14 protein-coding genes are annotated in these 17465 nt (G+C 70.1%); 3 read left to right on the top strand and 11 right to left on the bottom strand.

All coding sequences use genetic code 11. From position 1 onward, the window contains the following. Nucleotides 1-471 (bottom strand): SRPBCC family protein, encoded by a 471-nt coding sequence (locus ABFT43_RS00280; protein WP_347958409.1) that lies wholly within the window; start codon nt 469-471, stop codon nt 1-3. Between the two features lie 63 nt (nt 472-534). Next, nucleotides 535-1758: an MATE family efflux transporter gene (locus ABFT43_RS00275; protein WP_347958408.1), complete on the bottom strand. Its 1224-nt coding sequence runs from the start codon at nt 1756-1758 to the stop codon at nt 535-537. 118 nt (nt 1759-1876) lie between these two features. Here ABFT43_RS00275 and ABFT43_RS00270 point away from each other — a divergent pair, with 118 nt between their 5' ends. Next, the gene (locus tag ABFT43_RS00270; RefSeq protein ID WP_347958407.1) at nt 1877-2812 is read left to right on the top strand and encodes an HpcH/HpaI aldolase/citrate lyase family protein; all 936 of its coding nucleotides are present in this window, start codon (nt 1877-1879) and stop codon (nt 2810-2812) included. Nucleotides 2813-2817: 5 nt separating this feature from the next. Then, nucleotides 2818-4536: a hypothetical protein gene (locus tag ABFT43_RS00265; protein WP_347958406.1), complete on the top strand. Its 1719-nt coding sequence runs from the start codon at nt 2818-2820 to the stop codon at nt 4534-4536. Here ABFT43_RS00265 and ABFT43_RS00260 read toward each other — a convergent pair. Beyond that, complete coding sequence (locus tag ABFT43_RS00260; protein WP_347958405.1) at nt 4502-5644, bottom strand: glycosyltransferase family 4 protein; 1143 nt, start codon at nt 5642-5644, stop codon at nt 4502-4504. The two genes, ABFT43_RS00265 and ABFT43_RS00260, sit on opposite strands and share 35 nt — an antisense overlap. A 225-nt stretch (nt 5645-5869) precedes the next feature. Here ABFT43_RS00260 and ABFT43_RS00255 point away from each other — a divergent pair, with 225 nt between their 5' ends. Continuing rightward, a complete protein-coding gene (locus ABFT43_RS00255; protein WP_347958404.1) occupies nt 5870-6631 on the top strand; it encodes a class I SAM-dependent methyltransferase in 762 nt (253 codons plus the stop codon). Nucleotides 6632-6724: 93 nt separating this feature from the next. On the opposite strand, the gene ABFT43_RS00250 is transcribed toward ABFT43_RS00255, so the two are convergent. The 8 genes from ABFT43_RS00250 to ABFT43_RS00215 all read right to left on the bottom strand — a co-directional run bounded on the left by ABFT43_RS00250 (nt 6725) and on the right by ABFT43_RS00215 (nt 17247). Continuing rightward, nucleotides 6725-7609: a hypothetical protein gene (locus ABFT43_RS00250; protein WP_347958403.1), complete on the bottom strand. Its 885-nt coding sequence runs from the start codon at nt 7607-7609 to the stop codon at nt 6725-6727. 277 nt (nt 7610-7886) lie between these two features. After that, entirely contained in the window at nt 7887-10433 is a 2547-nt protein-coding gene (locus tag ABFT43_RS00245) for an ABC transporter permease (protein ID WP_347959229.1), read from the bottom strand. Between the two features lie 22 nt (nt 10434-10455). Then, nucleotides 10456-11286, bottom strand: a complete 831-nt coding sequence (locus ABFT43_RS00240; RefSeq protein ID WP_347958402.1) for an ABC transporter ATP-binding protein — start codon at nt 11284-11286, stop codon at nt 10456-10458. A gap of 112 nt (nt 11287-11398) precedes the next feature. Then, nucleotides 11399-12406, bottom strand: coding sequence for an esterase-like activity of phytase family protein (locus ABFT43_RS00235; RefSeq protein ID WP_347958401.1), 1008 nt, complete (start codon nt 12404-12406; stop codon nt 11399-11401). Nucleotides 12407-12467: 61 nt separating this feature from the next. Further along, nucleotides 12468-14294 (bottom strand): phosphoenolpyruvate carboxykinase (GTP), encoded by a 1827-nt coding sequence (locus tag ABFT43_RS00230; protein WP_347958400.1) that lies wholly within the window; start codon nt 14292-14294, stop codon nt 12468-12470. Nucleotides 14295-14501: 207 nt separating this feature from the next. Beyond that, nucleotides 14502-14909, bottom strand: coding sequence for a DUF6802 family protein (locus ABFT43_RS00225; RefSeq protein WP_347958399.1), 408 nt, complete (start codon nt 14907-14909; stop codon nt 14502-14504). A 5-nt stretch (nt 14910-14914) separates the two neighbouring features. Next, the gene (locus tag ABFT43_RS00220; protein WP_347958398.1) at nt 14915-16378 is read right to left on the bottom strand and encodes a hypothetical protein; all 1464 of its coding nucleotides are present in this window, start codon (nt 16376-16378) and stop codon (nt 14915-14917) included. After that, on the bottom strand, nt 16375-17247 hold the full coding sequence (locus ABFT43_RS00215; protein WP_347958397.1) for a hypothetical protein: 873 nt from the start codon (nt 17245-17247) through the stop codon (nt 16375-16377). Before ABFT43_RS00215 ends, ABFT43_RS00220 begins: the two co-directional genes overlap by 4 nt. Nucleotides 17248-17465: the final 218 nt, after the last annotated feature.

Below are 17465 nucleotides of genomic sequence, written 5' to 3'. Positions count from 1 at the left end.
TCAGGACGCGGCTTCGGCCGCGAGCCGACCGAGGGTGTCCTCCAACTGCTCTCGGCTCACGAGCGGGAACCCCACCTGTTCGAGGAGCTTCTTGTCGGTGACCTTCGACCAGTCGTAGGTGTGCCGCACGAGGGTTTCGCCCGGGCCCCGGGATTGGAGTTCCCACACCCATTCCCAACCGGGCGGTTCGGTGCCGGCAGGCGTGGTCTTCCACGCCAGCAACTTGTCCCTGGCGTATCCGGTGACGTGGTTGTCGGTCTGGTAGTCGCCACCCATGTGATCGCCGGCCATGTTCATGGTGAACACCTGCCCGACCTTCTGGATACGGTCGGCGTGATCCACACCGCGGATGAAACCGGAGCCGTCGATGGACTGATGCCGATCGGGATTGGAGAGGATGTCGAACACCGCATCGACGGGAGCCTCGATGACGCGTTCGACGGTGACCTGGGTGACTTCGTTGTCGCTCATCACACAACACTGCCGAACGTCGGGCGGTTCGGCAACGTGCCTGCGCCGAGCGGGTGGAAACGCTCAGCGGGTGAGTGCCCACGTCCCGACGGCCGCGACGGTGACCGCGACGGCCGCGGTCGCCGCCACCGCGACCACCGATCCGGCGAGGGTGAGGATGACGACGATCTCGGCGGCGACGGCCACCCAGGTGACGAACGCGACCCGGGTGCGGTCGCGCGCGATCGCCGACAGCAGCACCACCTGCAGGACGGCGAGCGTCGCACCGATGTAGGCGAACAGCCACAGGAGGGGGACGAGCTCGTCGTAACCGTCGCCGAAGACGACGGGCACGATCGGCCCGGCGAGGCCCGCGAGCACGGTGAGCACCACCCCGACCCCGGCGACGACGGCCACCGCCTGCCGGAGTGACACCCGTGACCGTGCGGGGTCGGCGAGACGCGGATAGAAGACGACGCCGATGGCCTGCGGCAGCCAGAACGCGACCTTCGTGGCGATGGCGCCGAGCGCGTAGACGCCGACCGAATCGGCGTCGAGCGCCTGTGGGGAGAGCAGCAGGTCGACCGACGACGCGACGATGAGGATCAGCTGGACCTGGGAGGCCCGGACGACGCCGAGGACCCCGGCCGGGGATGTCCCCGCCTCCTCCATGGACATCGGTTGCGGAGAACCCGGTTCCCGGGTGGCCGGGCCCACCTTCCCGACGACGGCCCACACCACGACCACCGACACCGCGGCGCCGAGCGTGCCCGCGAGCAGCCCCCCGGCCGGTCCGGCGCCGGCGGCGAACGCGCCGATCATCGGCATCGACCGCAGCATCCCGACCGCGGCGAGCACCCAGGACAGGACACGGAACTCGCCACGCCCCTGGAGGATGCCCTGACCTGCGGCGATCAGCGCGAGCAGCGGGGCCGCGGCCAGTGCGGCAACCGTCGTGGCGACGCCGGTCCGCAACAACAGCGCCACCAGCGGGGTGGCGACGGCGACCAGCACCACCACACACAGCGTCGTCTGCACCCCGACCCGGCGCAGCCGCCGCTCGTCCCGGCCGAGAACCACCTCGCGGGCGACGACGTTCTGCAATGCCAACGCGGGCACCCCGAGCACCAGCATCGCCGACAGCAGGACCGCGAACTCGCCGTACTCGCTGACGTCGAGGTACCGGGCGCTCGCCACCAGGTGCACGAGGTACATGCAGACGTTGGCGACCATCGACCCGACGGCCACCGAGCCCACCGCGCCGACGGTTCCCGAGACGCGTCGTCGGGCCGGCCGGGTCTGCTGCATGCCACAAGTGTGCCGAGTGGGGCGCGCGACCCTCGCGCAGGGTGCTTTGCGCCGTTCGCCCTGCATAGGCAACGATGGGTGGCCGGAGAAGTTCAGACCTTGCCGACGAGAGATACCGATGTACGACGAGAAGACCGCCTATGACGCCGAACCGACCGATGTCGGTTCGCGTATCGATCCGGTGCTGGCCCGCAGCTGGCTCCTGGTGAACGGAGCGCACTACGCGAAGTTCGAGCCCGCCTCGCGCTCGCGCGCCGACATCGTGGTCCTCGACATCGAGGATGCCGTCGCTCCCAAGGACAAGGTCACCGCGCGGGAGAACGTCGTGCGCTGGCTCGGCCCGAAGGACGGCTCCGGCCCCGGCGCCGGCGACTGGGTCCGCGTGAACGGCTTCGGCACCCCGTGGTGGGCCGACGACCTCGCCGCCCTGGCCCAGACCGCCGTCGGCGGCGTGATGCTGGCGATGGTCGAGTCCGTCGACCACGTCACCGAGACCGCCAACCGTCTGCCCGGCCTGCCCATCGTCGCGCTGGTGGAGACCGCGCGCGGACTCGAGCGGATCAGCGAGATCGCTTCGGCCAAGGGCACGTTCCGGCTCGCGTTCGGCATCGGCGACTTCCGCCGCGACACCGGGTTCGGCGACGACCCGCTGACGCTGGCGTATGCCCGGTCGCGATTCACCATCGCCGCCAAGGCGGCCCATCTGCCGAGCGCCATCGACGGACCGACGGTGGGGTCGAGCGCCCTCAAGCTGAGCGAGGCCACCGCGGTGAGCGCGCAGTTCGGCATGACCGGAAAGATCTGCCTGACGCCGGCGCAGTGCGCGCCGGTCAACGAGGGCCTGTCCCCATCGCAGGACGAGATCACCTGGGCAAAGGAGTTCTTCGCCGAATTCGAGCGCGACGGCGGCGAGATCCGCAACGGCTCCGACCTGCCGCGCATCGCCCGCGCGACCAAGATCCTCGACCTCGCCCGCGCGTACGGCATCGCCGAGTCGGAGTTCGACGACGACCCGGTCCATGCCCCCGCCCCGTCGGACACCCACCACTACTGAGCACGGTGACCCCCGCGCGGCTTCTCCCGACACTCTACTCGGTGGGTGTCGGTGCGGCCGTGGCCATCCTGGCCCCGCTGTTGCCGACACTGGTCGGCGCCGGGCCGGGATACCTGTTGTACCGGGACGCGGTGTCGACGCCGCGCGCGCACGTCACCGACACCACCCTCGGCATCGGTGACCTACCGCCCCGTGCGGTCCCGCAGGACTGGTTCGTGGCGATGGCGTCGTCGATTCTCGACGGCGGGATCGTCGTCGTCGCAGTGCTGTTCGCCGCGCTGGTGTTCGCCGGCGTCGGTTACGGCCGGCTGGCGGCGCGACTGGTACCGGGAGCCGGGCGCAGTGGCGCGAGTGCGGCAGCACTGGTGGCGGTCTGGAATCCCTATGTGGCCGAACGCCTTCTGCAAGGACATTGGAGCCTGTTCGCCGGATACGCCGCGCTGGGTTGGATTCTCGTTGCGGCGCACGACCTTCGGAAGCAAGCCGAGGTGCCGCGGCTGCTCCGGCTCGGCGGATTGCTGGCCGCGGCCGGGCTGACGCCCACGGGTTCGGTGTTGGCCGGGGCCGTGTTGGCGGTGGCGCTGATCGGGCGTCCGATCGGTGTGCGCGCGACGGTCATCGCCGCGCTGCTGTGGGTGGCGAGCACGCTGCCGTGGGTCGTGACCGCGCTGATCAGCGGCGCCACGACGACGACCGGCCCGGCGGGGGTCGAGGCGTTCGGGTTGCGTTCGGAGCCATGGCTGGGGCCGGTCGGCACGGTGCTGTCGCTGGGCGGAATCTGGAACGCCGACGCGGTGCCGGCGAGCCGGACCATCTGGTGGGCGGCGGTCGCGACGCTGTGCCTGCTCGTCGTCGTGGCGGTCGGGGCCGTCCACCTGTGGCGGCACCGTTCGTCGCTCGACCCGCTGGTGAGGGCCATCGGGATCCTGACCGTGGTGGTCGCGATCCTGCTGGTGCTCAGCGTCTTCGGACCGGGCCGGCGGCTGCTGGAGATCACCGTCGAGCTCGTCCCCGGCGCGGGCCTGTTCCGGGACACACAGAAGTTCTCGGCTCTCCTGGTTCCCGGGGTCGCGGTGACGGTCGCCGGTGCGGTGGCGGCGGCCCGGCGGCGGGTGCCGTCGGGCTTCGCCCTGGCCGGTGTCGTCCTGCTCGTCGTCGCGCCTCTCCCCGATCTCGCGTGGGGCGTGGGCGGTTCCGTGCGCGCGGTGGGTTACCCGTCGGACTGGGCCGCGGTGGCGGAGATCGTGCCCGCCGGTCAAGGGTCGGTGGCGTTGTGGCCCACGGACACCGTGCGGCATTACGCGTTCAGCGAGGACGTCTCGCTCGATCCCGCCGCACGAATGCTTCGGGCACCGGTCGTCGAGTCCGGCGAACTGACCGTCGACGGCGAGGTGATCGACGCGCCGAGCACACATGCCGCCGAGGTGGCATCGGTGTTGGAGTCGGGCGGGTCACCCGCCGAGCTGGCCACGCTCGGCGTCGGATGGGTTCTGGTCGAGAATCATTCGACACCGCCTCTGCTGGCCGACCGCGCTCGGCTCGTCCACGACGGGGACGATCTCCGGCTGTACCGTGTCGCCGGCGCCACGGATCGATCGGCGGGTGACTTCGACCGGATGGTCGCGATCGCCGCGCACCTCGCCTGGGCGGCGCTGCTCATGGCAGGCCTGGTGGCCGGGCCGGCCGCCGCTATCGGCCGAGTACCGCGTCGAAGGTCTCGATGAAACCGTCGCAGGTGGCCTGCCAGGAGTAACGCCCCGCCTTCACGCGGGCATTGCGACCCAGCCGCTGCGCCTCGTCCGGATTGTCGACGAGTTTCCTTGTGGCGCTGACGAGTTCGTCGACACCGTCGACGAGCAGGCCGGTGATCCCGTCGTCGATCGAGTCGAGGAGGCCGACCGAGCCGCGGTAGCCGATGGTCGGGACGCCGTGCTGGGCGGCCTCGATGACAGCGAGCCCCCACCCCTCCTTGCGGGACGGCATGAGGTGTACCCGAGCCCGCGAGAGCAGTTCGTGCTTACGCCGCTCACTGACGTGGCCGTGGAAGACGACGGCGTCGGTGACTCCGAATCCGGTTGCCGCCGAGCGAAGTTCGTCGGCCCACCAACCGCCTCCGATGACGTCGAGGCGGACGTCGAGGCCGGAGCGGCGCAGTTGTGCGCACACGGTGAGGGCATCCTCGACCTGCTTGTGGGGCACCAGACGGGACAGCACGCACAGCCGCACGGGGCCGTCGTCGGATGCGTTCGGGGCGAGGACCGCATCGTCGGGGACCGGATCGACACCGTTGCGCACGACGGCGATGCGCTCGTCGTCGACGCCGAGCGCGACGAGCTCGTTCTTCGACGGCGTGGACACCGTGACGTACCGGTTGCGCCGGTGCACCCGCGGCGAGAGACGCGACTCGATGAACCAGCCGACGTGCCCGAGTAGGCGACCGGCGACCGGCCACTGCTCGCGGTGGCAATGATGGACGAGAACGACGGTCGGTGCGCCGGCGACCAGCGTCGCGAAGAACGGGACGCCGTTCTGGGTGTCGACGACGACCTCGGGGCGGACCCCCTTGAGCGGGCCGAGCCCGAGCCGCCCGGCGAGGATCGTCGCCAGCATCCGCGGGTACACGGTGATGCGTCCCCCGCCGCGGACGAACCGCATGCCGTCGCGCATCTCCTCGGCCGGGGCACCGGGATACGCCGAGGTCAGAAAGGTGACTCGGGCGCCGCGTCGGGCCAATTCGGCGCCGACGCGTTCCAGATAGGTCTCGCTGCCACCGCCCTGGGGGTGGCGCGTGTCCCGCCAGCACAGGAGCAGGACGTCGGAAGGTACGCGCATCGCACGACAGCCTACCGACTGGTAGCCACCCGACGCGGGCGCACCGACGGTTCCGGCCGTGCAGGCCGTCCGGTGTTCCCGGTCACAGAACGCCGCTGCGGCATCGCGGAGGCACGAGGATGTCGTGAGCCACGTCCGAGTCTCCCGTCCCCCGGACCTCCACCAGACCCACCCGACGAGCGCGCATCCCTGCGATCCCGACACCGCGACTAGAGTTGCCCGACGATGACGACCACGACTTCCGGCCGCAACCGTATGGCCCGGCTCGCGACCCTGCGACGCGCGGCCGGGCTGCTGAACGACTTCCGCTTCGAGCAGTCCGACCCCGCCCGCTTCTACGGCGCGCTGGCCACCGACACCGCGAACATGGTCGAGGCGTTCGTGCCCGATCTCGACGGCAAGGTCATCCTCGACGTCGGCGGCGGACCGGGCTACTTCGCGGACGCGTTCCGGGCCCGCGGCGCGCAGTACATCTCGGTGGAACCGGACCCGACCGAGATACACGCCGGTGGCCTCGAACATCGTGGCTCGGTCCGCGGCTCCGGCCAGGAACTCCCCTTCGCCGACGGCTGCATGGACGTCGCGCTGTCGTCGAACGTCGTCGAGCACACGTCGAAACCGTGGGAGATGGCCGACGACATGCTGCGGGTGACCCGCCCGGGCGGTGTCGTGATCATCAGCTACACGCTGTGGTGGGGTCCGTTCGGCGGCCACGAGATGGGGCTCACCCACTACCTCGGCGGTCACCGCGCCGCACGCCTCTACACCAAGCGCCACGGCCACCCGCCGAAGAACCTGTACGGGACGTCGCTGTTCGCGGTCCACGCCACCGACGGCCTGCGCTGGGCGCGGTCGGCGACCGACCGCGCCGAACTCGTCGCCGCCTTCCCCCGCTACATCCCGCGATGGATGTGGTGGGTCATGCGTGTCCCCGGTATGCGGGAGGTCCTGGGCACCAACCTCGTGATGGTGCTGCGGAAGCGATAGCCCCCAGCGCAAACCCACCCATTTTCGACAAACCCGGGTGCCCGAACGGTGGTGGATCCCGGCGAAAAGTGGTGGGTTTGCGAGTGAGCGGCCCTATTCCGCCGACAGGTCCGCGCTGCAGGAGAGCGTGCCGCCATTGCTGGTGGCCGTCGACAGCTGCTCACCATCGGCCAGGATGCTGCAGGTCACCGGGCCGCGCACGACGATCGCACGCAGGCTGGCCTTGGTTCCCGACAGCTTCACCCGCTGCGACCAGGGCGAGCCGGTCGCGGCGATGACGGTCGGCGCGCCCTCGCCCTTGGAGAAGGTCAGCGCGACGACGTCGCCATTGCCGGTGAGCTGGTAGGTCACCGTCCCCGACCGCTGCGTGGTGGTCGGGCTGGAGGTGGTCTCCTCGGTGGTCGTGGTGGTCGACGTCGTGCTCGGCGTGGTCTCCGCGCTGGTCGCGGTCGTGGTCGACGAATCGCCGGCCGCGGTCGGGGAATCGTCACCGCCGCTCGCGCGGCCGATCAACACGACGACGAGGGCGAGGATCACCACCGCTGCGAGCGTCACGAGGACGAGGCCGATCGTGCGCTTCGACGACGAGTTCTGCGGCGGTTCACCCCCGGCCGGCCCGGCGTACGGTCCCTGAGCGTAGGGAGCGGCGCCCGTGTACCGGGGATCGCCGTACTGCGAATCGCCGCCGTATTGACCGCCGTAATGCGGATCGGCGTACCGGGGATCACCGTACTGGCCTTCTCCGTACTGGCCTTCTCCGTACTGTCCTTCTCCGTACTGGGAGGTCGGGTACCGGGGATCGGGATACCCGCCCTCGTAGGGCGCGGTGGGCTGCGGGTCGCCGTACGAGACATGGGGGTCGTTCTGGGCGTAGGCCTGTGACGGCGGCGCCGACGGGTCGTAGTCCGGATCGAACTGCCGGGTGGCCGGCGGCTCGTCGCGCGGATCGTTCGGATCGCCCTGGGGAGGTCGGGTCATGCGGTCGATTCTGTCATCAGAAACCTGAAGCGGGCCTGTGAGCGCGCGACCCGGGCACAACACCCGGCACACGTCACAGACCCGCCTCTCCGTCGAAGGCGATCACCAGTGGGCCATCGCCACGGCATCACAAGTCGGCCATCGCCACGGCATCACAAGTCGGCCATCACCACGGCATCACAAGTCGGCCATCACCACGGCATCACAAGTCGGCTATCGCCACGGCATCACAAGTCGGCTATCGCCACGGCATCACAAGTCGGCTATCGCCACGGCATCACAAGTCGGCTATCGCCTCCAGGGGCCCGGTGCGGGCGGCCCGGACCGCCGGCCACAACGCCGCGAGCACGCCCACGATCGCCGACGCGACCAGCGTGATCACGATCAGCGACCACGGGATCACCGGCGCGCCGAGCCCCCAGGCCGCCAGGGTGCGGACCAGGGCCACACCGATCCCGGTACCGAGCACCACGCCCACCACGGCGCCGAAGATCGAGATGAGCACCGACTCCAGGTAGATCGAGCGCCGGACCTGTCCGCGGACCATACCGATCGCGCGCAACATGCCGATCTCGCGCTTCCGCTCCACCACAGACAGCGCCAGGGTGTTGATGATGCCGAGCACCGCGATCAGCAACGCCAGCCCCAGCATCGCGTAGAGGGTGCCGAGCATCTGGTCGATCTGCGACGAGATCTGCCCCTTGAACTCCTCCCGGTCCTGCACCTGCACGGTCAGGAAGCCCGCGGTGGCGTCCTCGAGTCCCCTCCGGAGTTCGTCGAGGTCGGTGCCGGGCTTCGCCTTCACGAACACCGAGATGTCGAAGCGGGCCGCGGGCGGCACGAGTCGCTCATACACCGCCGGGCCGATGACCCACGGCTGCAACGCCTCGTTGTCGGCGTAGACGCCGGCCACCGGAACCTGCACCTGTTCGCCGGTCGCGGAGGTGAAGTCGAGGACCTGGCCGCGCTCCCAACCCTTCGTCGTCGCGGTCCGGTGGCTGATGAGCATGCCGTCGGCGGGGAGGTTCGACGACGCGCCGTCCTGCATGTCCATGACGGTGACGTCGCTGAGCCGGCCACCGATCGCCGAGAAGCCCTGCTCCGACCGATCGTTCACCTTGGCCTGCACCACGCCGAACGACACGACCTCGCCGACGCCCGCCACGTCCTTCACCGCTGCGCCCACGGTGGGTGGGATGGGTTGCTGATTCGTGCCCACGAGGATGTAGTCGGCGGTGATACCCGAATCGATCGCCTCGTCGACGGTGCCCTTGAACGACTGGCCGAGCGTGCCGATGATCGCGACCAGCATCAGGCCCAGGGTGAGGGCGAACGCCGTCGCAGCCGAACGTCGGGGATTGCGAACGGCATTCGTGCGCGACAGGCGCCCCATGGCGCCGAACGGTGCGCCGATGACCCGGCCGAGCACGCCCACGAACGGACGGGACACCGCGGGTCCCACCAGGACGGTCGCCAGCACCAGGCCGGCCGCACCCGCACCGACGGTCAGCGCCGGGCCGGAGCCCTCGCCCCGGGCGCCGATGACGATCGCGACGATCGATGCGATCCCGATGACCGCGCCGAGGATCGTGCGGTTGCGCAGCGAGGCCGATCCCTCGGCCGCCGACGCGCGCATCGCCTCCACCGGAGGCACCCGCGCCGCGCGGACCGCCGGCACCCACGCGGAGACCATCGTCACCACCACGCCGACCAGGATGCCCGCGAGGATCGCACCGACCCCGATGGTCAGAGCACCCTGCGGCAGACCCGATGTCGCGGCGGTGAATGCCTTCAGCGCGGCCGCGAGGCCGATGCCGATGGCCAGACCGAGGATGCCTCCGATGATGCCGACGACGAGGGCCTCGAACAGCACCGACCGCGACACCTGCTGCCGGCTCGCGCCGACGGCCCGCAGCAACGCGAACTCGCGGTTGCGCTGCGCGACGATCATCGAGAAGGTGTTGTAGATGATGAACGTGCCCACCACGAGGCCGATCGCGGCGAATGCAAGCAGGATGTACTGGAAGATCTGCAGGAACTCGTTGACCTGTTCCTTCTGATCCGCGCGGACCTCGTCACCGGTACGGACGTCGTACAGCCCGGCCGCCGGGCCGAGCGCGGCGATGACCCGCTCCTTCAACTGCTCCGGGGTGACCCCCTCGACCGCGGACATGTCCACGGTCCCGACGTGCCGGCCGTCGGTGAACAGACGCGACGCGGTCGCGGCATCGAACTGTGCGTTCACGTACCCGCCGGTGGAGGAGGGAAGGTCCACGAGGCCGACCACGGTGACGTCGAGCGGAGTCGAGTTGCCCTGGCCGACGACGACCTTGGTCTTCGACCCGACCTTCAGTCCCGCGTTCTCCGCGGCCGACGAGTTCAGCGCGATCTCACCGGCGTTCTCGGGGCCACGGCCACCGGGCATGATCTTCGACTCGTCGGGGGCGAGCGCGTCCTGCGGCGGAATCCAGGTGGAGCCGATGCTCGGCGCACCGCCGGTCTGGATCGCCTTGCCGGCCGAGTCGGCGACCGTGACGAGACCGGTGTTGTTGACGACGATCTTGTCGATGCCGAGCTGTGCGCGCTGGTCGCGCAACTGGTCGACGACCTCGATCGGCACGCCCGGCGACTGCTGGTCGGCAGGGGTCACCTCGACCGCGACGCCCTGCGCCGCGTTGTCGAAGATGTCGTTGAACGCCTTGGAGACCGAGCTCGTGAACACGATCGACCCGACGACGAACGACGTGCCGAGAACGATCGAGAAGAGCGTGAGGAACAGACGGAGCTTGTGCGCCCGCAGGTTTCGGAGCGAAACCCGGCGCATCACCGATGATGACGCCACGGCTTCAGCGGGTGCCGGCGGACTCGGCGGCGGCAGCCGGCTCGGATGTGGCGGTTGTGTGATGCGCGCCGTCGAGGTTCTTCATGACCTCGAAGACGTCGTCGGCGCTCGGGCGCGAGAGCTCCTGCACGATCTGACCGTCGGCGAGGAACACCACGCGATCGGCATACGATGCCGCACGCGGATCGTGCGTCACGATCACGACGGTCTGGCCGAACTCGTCAGTGGCCGCGCGCAGGATCGACAGCACCTCACCCGACGACCGGGAGTCGAGGTTGCCGGTCGGCTCGTCGCCGAAGATGATGGCGGGCTTGCCGATCAGGGCGCGGGCACACGCCACGCGCTGCTGCTGACCACCCGACAGCTCGCTGGGGAGATGACCGAGACGGTCGGTGATCCCGAGACGGTCGACGACCGCGTCGAACCACTCGGTGTCCACTGATCGGCCGGCGATGTCGACCGGGAGGGTGATGTTCTCCCTGGCGGTGAGGGTCGGCACGAGGTTGAACGCCTGGAACACGAAGCCGATGCGGTCCCGGCGCAGCATGGTCATCGCCTTGTCGCTCAACTCCGTCAGGTCGGTGTCCCCGATGAACACCCGGCCCGACGTCGCGACGTCGAGTCCGGCGAGGCAGTGCATCAGCGTCGACTTGCCTGAACCGGACGGACCCATGATCGCGGTGAACTCGCCCTCGCGGAAGGAGATCGACACACCCTTCAGGGCCTCGACGGCCGTTTCGCCGGATCCGTACCGTTTCACCAGGCTCTCAGCGCCCGCAGCCACTCGATTGTTCGGCGCTCCGGTGTCGCGCGCATCCGCATCAGTCGTCGTCATGCCCTCAACGGTGCCAAATCCGGGGCCGAAAGGCTATCAGGTATGTCCCTGACATGACCCTGATCCACAGATTCCGGGCCGCCCGGAGAGCCGCCATGGGCGAGTCGACGGGCTACTTCGGCAGGTTCAGCTCGAACGAATGGATGCGCGTCGGCGACCCGGCGGTCTGCGAGACCACGAGCACGGTCCGGGACCTCGTCTTGGCGAAGGGGGTGTCGGGGTGCCAGTTGCCCCAGGCCAGCCCGGACATGTCACCGGCGATCAGACGCGGCGTCGCGACCGTGGAGAAGATGCGACGCTTGGTCATCGCCTTCTCCTTGCCGGTGAGCTTCTTCTTGCCGGCGACCGGGGTGGCCCCGCGAGTGGTGGTCCAGAAGATGTTCGCGAGACGACCGGCCCCGCGTTCGAGGACGAGGAAGTCGGTGTCGCTGATCGCCAGCACGTCGGCCGCACGTTTGTTGGCATCGGTGCGGTAGACGAACTCGCGGTTGGTCTTGCCGAAGGTCAGCAGGCGCGCGGACGTCCGCCCGTCCTGCTTGAGACCGCCCGCGGTGATCACCGACAGCTGGCCCTTGGGTCCGACGGCGAGGCCGGTCAGCCCGCGCTGACCCGCGACGCCGGACTTGGCCGCCGGTCGCCACGCCGCAGGGAGCGGGATGTCGCGGACGAACTGCCCGAACGGCCCGATCTGCCGGATGAACTGGTTTCCGCCACCGCTGACGACCGTGTAGCCGCCGTTGGTCTTGCGGATGCCCTCGAACTGCGCGGTACCGGGCAGCTGCGGGATGAACCAGGGACCGAGGACGGTTCCCGCACCGTTGAGGGCGGGCCGACCGACGAACGACGCTGTCTCCGAGGAGTATCGGATGCGTGCGTTGAAGAAGCGCGGTGGCAGTGCGTCCTCGGCGATGAGGACGTACTGACCATTACCGGTCCGGTCCAGCCCGGTGATCTGGTTGACCGTCGGGACGAACGTGGAGAGCGAGGCCGTGTCGGTGTAGAACGCACTGACCCCGGCACCGGAAGCCGGTGTCGCAGTGGCGGGTTGGACTCCGAGTGTCGAGGACAGACCCAGCGCACAGACTCCGGCGATCGTGGCCCCCCACAAACGTAGCTTCATGGGGGGCACGATACCTCACACGTCACTTCAGTCTCAGCGCGAGAAGCCGACCGGTCCCGGATCAGCCCAGGCGCTGCTTGAGGCCCTCGAGCTCGTCACGCAGCGAGGTGGGCAGCTTGGGACCGATGAACTCGAAGAGCTCCTCGATCGACGGGATCTCCTGACGCCATTCGTCCGGGTTGAACGCCAGCGCCTCGGCGACGTCCTCCGGGGCGACGTCCAGGCCGCTCACGTCGAGCGACTCCGGCTTCGCGACGATGCCGATCGGGGTCTCGACGCCCTCGGCCTCGCCCTCGATGCGGCCGATGATCCACTTCAGGACGCGGCTGTTCTCGCCGAAGCCCGGCCACAGGAAGCGGCCGTCGTCGCCGCGACGGAACCAGTTGACGTAGAACACCTTCGGGAGCTTGGACTCGTCGGCGTTCTTGCCCACGTTGATCCAGTGCTGCAGGTAGTCACCGACGTGGTAGCCCATGAACGGCAGCATCGCCATCGGGTCGCGGCGCACGACGCCGACCTTGCCCTCGGCGGCAGCGGTCTGCTCCGAACCGACCGTGGCGCCCATGAAGACGCCGGTCTGCCAGTCGCGGGCCTCGGTCACCAGCGGGACGGTGGTCTTGCGACGGCCGCCGAACAGGATCGCCGAGATCGGCACACCCTTCGGGTCGTCCCACTCGGGAGCCAGCGACGGGCACTGCGCGATCGGGGTGCAGTAGCGCGAGTTCGGGTGCGCGGCAGGACGGTCCGATTCCGGAGTCCAGTCGTTGCCCTGCCAGTCGGTCAGGTGGGCCGGGGTCTCGCCGCCGATGCCCTCCCACCAGACGTCACCATCGTCGGTCAGGGCGACGTTGGTGTACAGGGTGTTTCCGACCTCGATGGTCTTCATCGCGTTCGGGTTGGAGTCGTAGCTCGTGCCCGGCGCGACACCGAAGAAGCCGAACTCCGGGTTGATCGCGTACAGGCGGCCGTCCTCGCCGAAGCGCATCCAGGCGATGTCGTCGCCGACGGTCTCGGCCTTCCAGCCGGGGATGGTGGGCTGCAGCATCGCGAGATTGGTCTTGCCACAGGCGCTCGGGAACGCCGCGGCGACGTAGTAGACCTTGTTCTCCGGGCTGGTCAGCTTCAGGATCAGCATGTGCTCGGCCATCCAGCCCTCGTCACGGGCGATGACCGATGCGATGCGGAGCGCGTAGCACTTCTTGCCGAGGAGGGCGTTGCCGCCGTAACCCGAACCGAACGACCAGATCTCGCGGGTCTCCGGGAAGTGGGTGATGTACTTCTCGGTGTTGCACGGCCAGGGGACGTCCTTCTGGCCGGGCTCGAGCGGGGCGCCGACCGAGTGCAGCGCCTTCACGAAGAAGCCGTCGTCGCCGAGGATCTCCAGGACGCGCGGGCCGACGCGGGTCATGATCCGCATCGACAGCACGACGTACTCGGAGTCGGTGATCTCCACGCCGAGCTTCGGGTCGTCGGAGTCGAGCGGGCCCATGCAGAACGGGATGACGTACATGGTGCGGCCGCGCATCGAGCCGCGGTACAGCTCGGTCATGGTGGCGCGCATCTCGGCCGGGGCGACCCAGTTGTTGGTCGGGCCGGCGTCTTCTTCCTTCTCCGAACAGATGAAGGTGCGGGACTCGACGCGCGCGACATCGGCCGGGTCGGAGCTGGCGAGGAACGAGTTGGGCTTCTTCTCCTCGTTCAGCTTGATCAGGGTGCCCGCCTCGACGAGCTGGGTGGTGAGACGATCCCACTCCTCGTCGCTGCCGTCCGACCACACGACACGGTCGGGCTGGGTCAGTTCGGCGACTTCGGTAACCCAGGCCAGCAGCCCCTGGTGTCTGGTCGGAGCGTTGCTCGGGTCCAATCCGGGAATGGTGGCTGCGGTCATCGTTGGGGCCTCCTGGCGAACGTGTGACCAGCTGGAATGGTCACCTGTCAGTCGTCTAGTTGTTCAGGATACGTGCACCGAGCGGCCGCTAGGTCATCGGCCCCGGGACTGCAATTTTTCCCACAATCGCCAGATCAGGGACCAAAGTCCCTAGGGCGGTTCCGCGTCGGGGTCAGGGCAGGACCGGTCGACGCATCGGCCCGGGTGTCAGCCGATGCGTCCGGAGTCGCCCGGGATCCACTCCCCGGTTTCGGGATCGAGGACCGCCGAGCTGTACTCCCCATCTGAACCGATCTCGGTGATCTTGTCGACCTGTCCGTCGTGATCGCTGTCGGTGTAGACGGTGAAGCCGTCCGGCCCGTTCCTGGTCAGCGAGTCGTTGACGCCGTCGTTGTCGGTGTCCACCTCCGCCGGGCCCAGGTCCCAGATCCGCCCGTCCTCGTGCATCCACAGATGGGCGTCGAGGTCGTCGGCCGGAGGTCCGGTGCGGATCGCGGCGACGGTCTCGAAGTGCGCGCCGGGGTCGATCCCGGGGACCTCCGCCTCGGGAAGGCCGCGGTCACCGGGCCCGAGTGGTCCGTCTCCGGGGTCGAAGCCGTCGAAGATCGAGTCCATCGTGTTCACCTGTTCCCATCGTTCTCGACGGTCGCGTCGCCGACCGTGTCGGACCACAACCGGTCGGCCAGTGTGGTCAGTTCGCGGTGGACGGCCCGGGCGCGTTCGGACCGCCGTCGTTCCCGGCGGGCCTCCGCGCCGTTGCGCAACCGCCACAGGGCATCGTCGAGCCGCGCCACCTCGTCGTCGATGTGCCGCGAGCGCCGTTCACAGGCCCGGCCGATCTGGCCGGCGATCCGCGTCTCGGCGGCCGCGATCCGCAGCCCGAGCCGGTGGTCGAACGCGGCGCGGGCGGAGGTGAGTTGCTCGACCCCGCGGGCCGCCCGGTCGGAGCGGTCGAGCGCGGCGCGGCGCACACGGATGATCCAGGCCGCCAGCGCGACGCCCAGCAGCAGCGTGAGCGGCATGCTGACCCACTGCAGGGTCTGCACCGACGCCATCGGCGCGACGACGAGCCGGCCCACGCCCAGTCCCGTGGACGCGCCGATGATGACCAGCAGCGCGTCCTCGCCTGCGGTGCGGCGACGCCGGTTCGACGGGGTGTCCGGGGGCAGCGGCGCGTCGGCCCAGGGTTCGGCCGCGACGGGCTCGGGGTCGAGACCCACCAGGGTCGTCGAGGCGACCTCGTCGATCCGCTCGTCGGTCGCGCGCCGGACGCGGTCGGCGAGTTCGGACCACCGCTGTCGCAGCCACTCCCCGTGCTCGGGATCGGTGTCGGGCGCGGCGCCGGCAGCGAGGGCGGACAGTTCGCGCACCCCGGCGGCGAGTTCGGCCGACGACATCGACCGCGCGCGTGCGAGCCCGGCGCGCAATGCGGCGATACGGTCGAGCCGCCCCCGGTCACGGGAGTTCAGCAGTTCGCGTCTACGGGCCAGGAGTTCGTCGAGGTCGGCGGGCCTTCCACCGGTCTGTGACCCCAGCAGGCGTTCGACCGCACCGGCCCCGGCGGCCAGCCGCGCGCGCTCGTCGCGGATCGCCGCGGGCGCGTCGAGGGCCTGCCTGATCCAGGCGATGAGCTCGTCGACGCCGGATTCGTCGACGGCACCGCCGAGCGCCGCGGCCGCCGAGACCCCGAAGAGCGGCACCGTGCCGAACGGGTCGAGGAGCCTGCGGTGCTCACGCACGGTGCGCGGCCACTCCCAGAACGCGTCGATCCGGCTGCAGACCAGCGCGACCGTCCCGACGCGTGCCCGCGCGGCGTCCAGGAGGGCCTTCTCCTCCTCGCCCACCGACGACGAGGGGTCGACGACGATCAGCGCGATTCCGGGTCCCGGCCGGTCGTCGACCGGGGCGTCGAGGGTCTCACGGGCGCGGATGTCGAGGTCGGGGGCGAGGACGCGGCACGCCTCGACCAGCGTGCGGACCCCGACGCCCTCGGTGCCGAGCGCCGAGACGGTGTGGCCCGCGCGCACCCGCTGGGCGTCGAAGCCGGTGAGCTCGCGCGCCGCGTCGAGGAGCCGGGAGCTCACGCGACACCTCCCGAGGCGAGCAGGCGTTCGGCGGCGTCCCGGTCCCAGCCGCGGGCCGCGGCCCGTTCGAGCTCGACACGGATGTCCGCCGTCCGGCGGCGCCGGACCGGTTCCACGCGCTCGCCGATCGGCCCGGCGAGCTCGGCGAGCCCGCTCAGCGCATGCAGGGTCCGGTTGAGCGTTGCGGCGTCGGCGGCGGATGCCGACCCCTGCGCGAGCAGCGAGAGGGCGGTGTCGATCCCGAACGCGTCGATCCGGCGCAGCAACGCCTCGCGGACCTCGCGTTCCTCCGACCCGGGCCGGCCCATGAGGAAGCGTCCGGCCATCGAGGGCATGTCGGCGCCCGCGCCGGCGAGCGCGGTGAGGGCGGCGAACAGCCGGTCGTCGAGGTCGGCGCAGGCGAGCAGCTGGGAGACGACGTGGACCGGGGCACCGAGCCGCGTCGAGCACTGCCCCGCCACCTCGATCGCCGTGTCCCAGTCCTCATGTGTGTCGGCCTTGCCGAGGACGACCAGCGTCCGCTCCCGGGGGAGCGAGCGCCACAGGTCGTGATCGGCCCGGCGCACGGGTCCGGCCAGCAGGAGCAGCCACAGGTCGGCCTCGGCGACGACCCCCGACCGGCCGGTGTCCGACCCGCCCGCAGCAGACTCCTCTGCGGGCCCGGTCACGGTCAGCCGGAGACGTTCGCGCAACGCGCGGACCATCGTGTCGCGCCCGGTGCCGGGACGGCCCACGACGTGCACGTGGAGCGGCCGGAGGAACCGCCGGCCGGCGGCGTGCAGGATCGGGGCCAGGGGCGAGGACGGGTCGACGAGATCGGCGAGCTCGCCGCGTTCCGCGGCGCGCGACAATGCGTCCGCCGACAGCACCGGAGCCGCCGGCCACCCCTCTGGTGACGGATCGGCCGGCCTCACCACGTTCGCCCCCACACTCGTGCCCTTCCCGGGCTCCGCCGCCCGGCCGTTTCCGCTGCTCCTCGCCTGCGGTGTTCCCGCGGCTGGCCCGAGATTAACCGCGTTTGCGCCCACCGGCCCGTCGGCCTCCACATCCCTCCCGAACTGCAGAGTTCGCAACCAGAACTTCACGG

It is taken from the genome of Gordonia aurantiaca (assembly GCF_039939235.1).
Lineage (GTDB): Bacteria > Actinomycetota > Actinomycetes > Mycobacteriales > Mycobacteriaceae > Gordonia.
This window is presented reverse-complemented; position numbering and strand designations above follow the sequence as displayed.

Bases quoted from the DNA above. Each gene is read 5' to 3' on its own strand.
- ABFT43_RS00230 (WP_347958400.1), bottom strand. From the start codon at position 14,294: ATGACCGCAGCCACCATTCCCGGATTGGACCCGAGCAACGCTCCGACC.
- ABFT43_RS00255 (WP_347958404.1), top strand. From the start codon at position 5,870: ATGACGACCACGACTTCCGGCCGCAACCGTATGGCCCGGCTCGCGACC.
- ABFT43_RS00275 (WP_347958408.1), bottom strand. From the start codon at position 1,758: ATGCAGCAGACCCGGCCGGCCCGACGACGCGTCTCGGGAACCGTCGGC.
- ABFT43_RS00240 (WP_347958402.1), bottom strand. From the start codon at position 11,286: ATGACGACGACTGATGCGGATGCGCGCGACACCGGAGCGCCGAACAAT.
- ABFT43_RS00235 (WP_347958401.1), bottom strand. From the start codon at position 12,406: ATGAAGCTACGTTTGTGGGGGGCCACGATCGCCGGAGTCTGTGCGCTG.
- ABFT43_RS00250 (WP_347958403.1), bottom strand. From the start codon at position 7,609: ATGACCCGACCTCCCCAGGGCGATCCGAACGATCCGCGCGACGAGCCG.
- ABFT43_RS00245 (WP_347959229.1), bottom strand. From the start codon at position 10,433: ATGCGCCGGGTTTCGCTCCGAAACCTGCGGGCGCACAAGCTCCGTCTG.
- ABFT43_RS00280 (WP_347958409.1), bottom strand. From the start codon at position 471: ATGAGCGACAACGAAGTCACCCAGGTCACCGTCGAACGCGTCATCGAG.
- ABFT43_RS00225 (WP_347958399.1), bottom strand. From the start codon at position 14,909: ATGGACTCGATCTTCGACGGCTTCGACCCCGGAGACGGACCACTCGGG.
- ABFT43_RS00260 (WP_347958405.1), bottom strand. From the start codon at position 5,644: ATGCGCGTACCTTCCGACGTCCTGCTCCTGTGCTGGCGGGACACGCGC.
- ABFT43_RS00270 (WP_347958407.1), top strand. From the start codon at position 1,877: ATGTACGACGAGAAGACCGCCTATGACGCCGAACCGACCGATGTCGGT.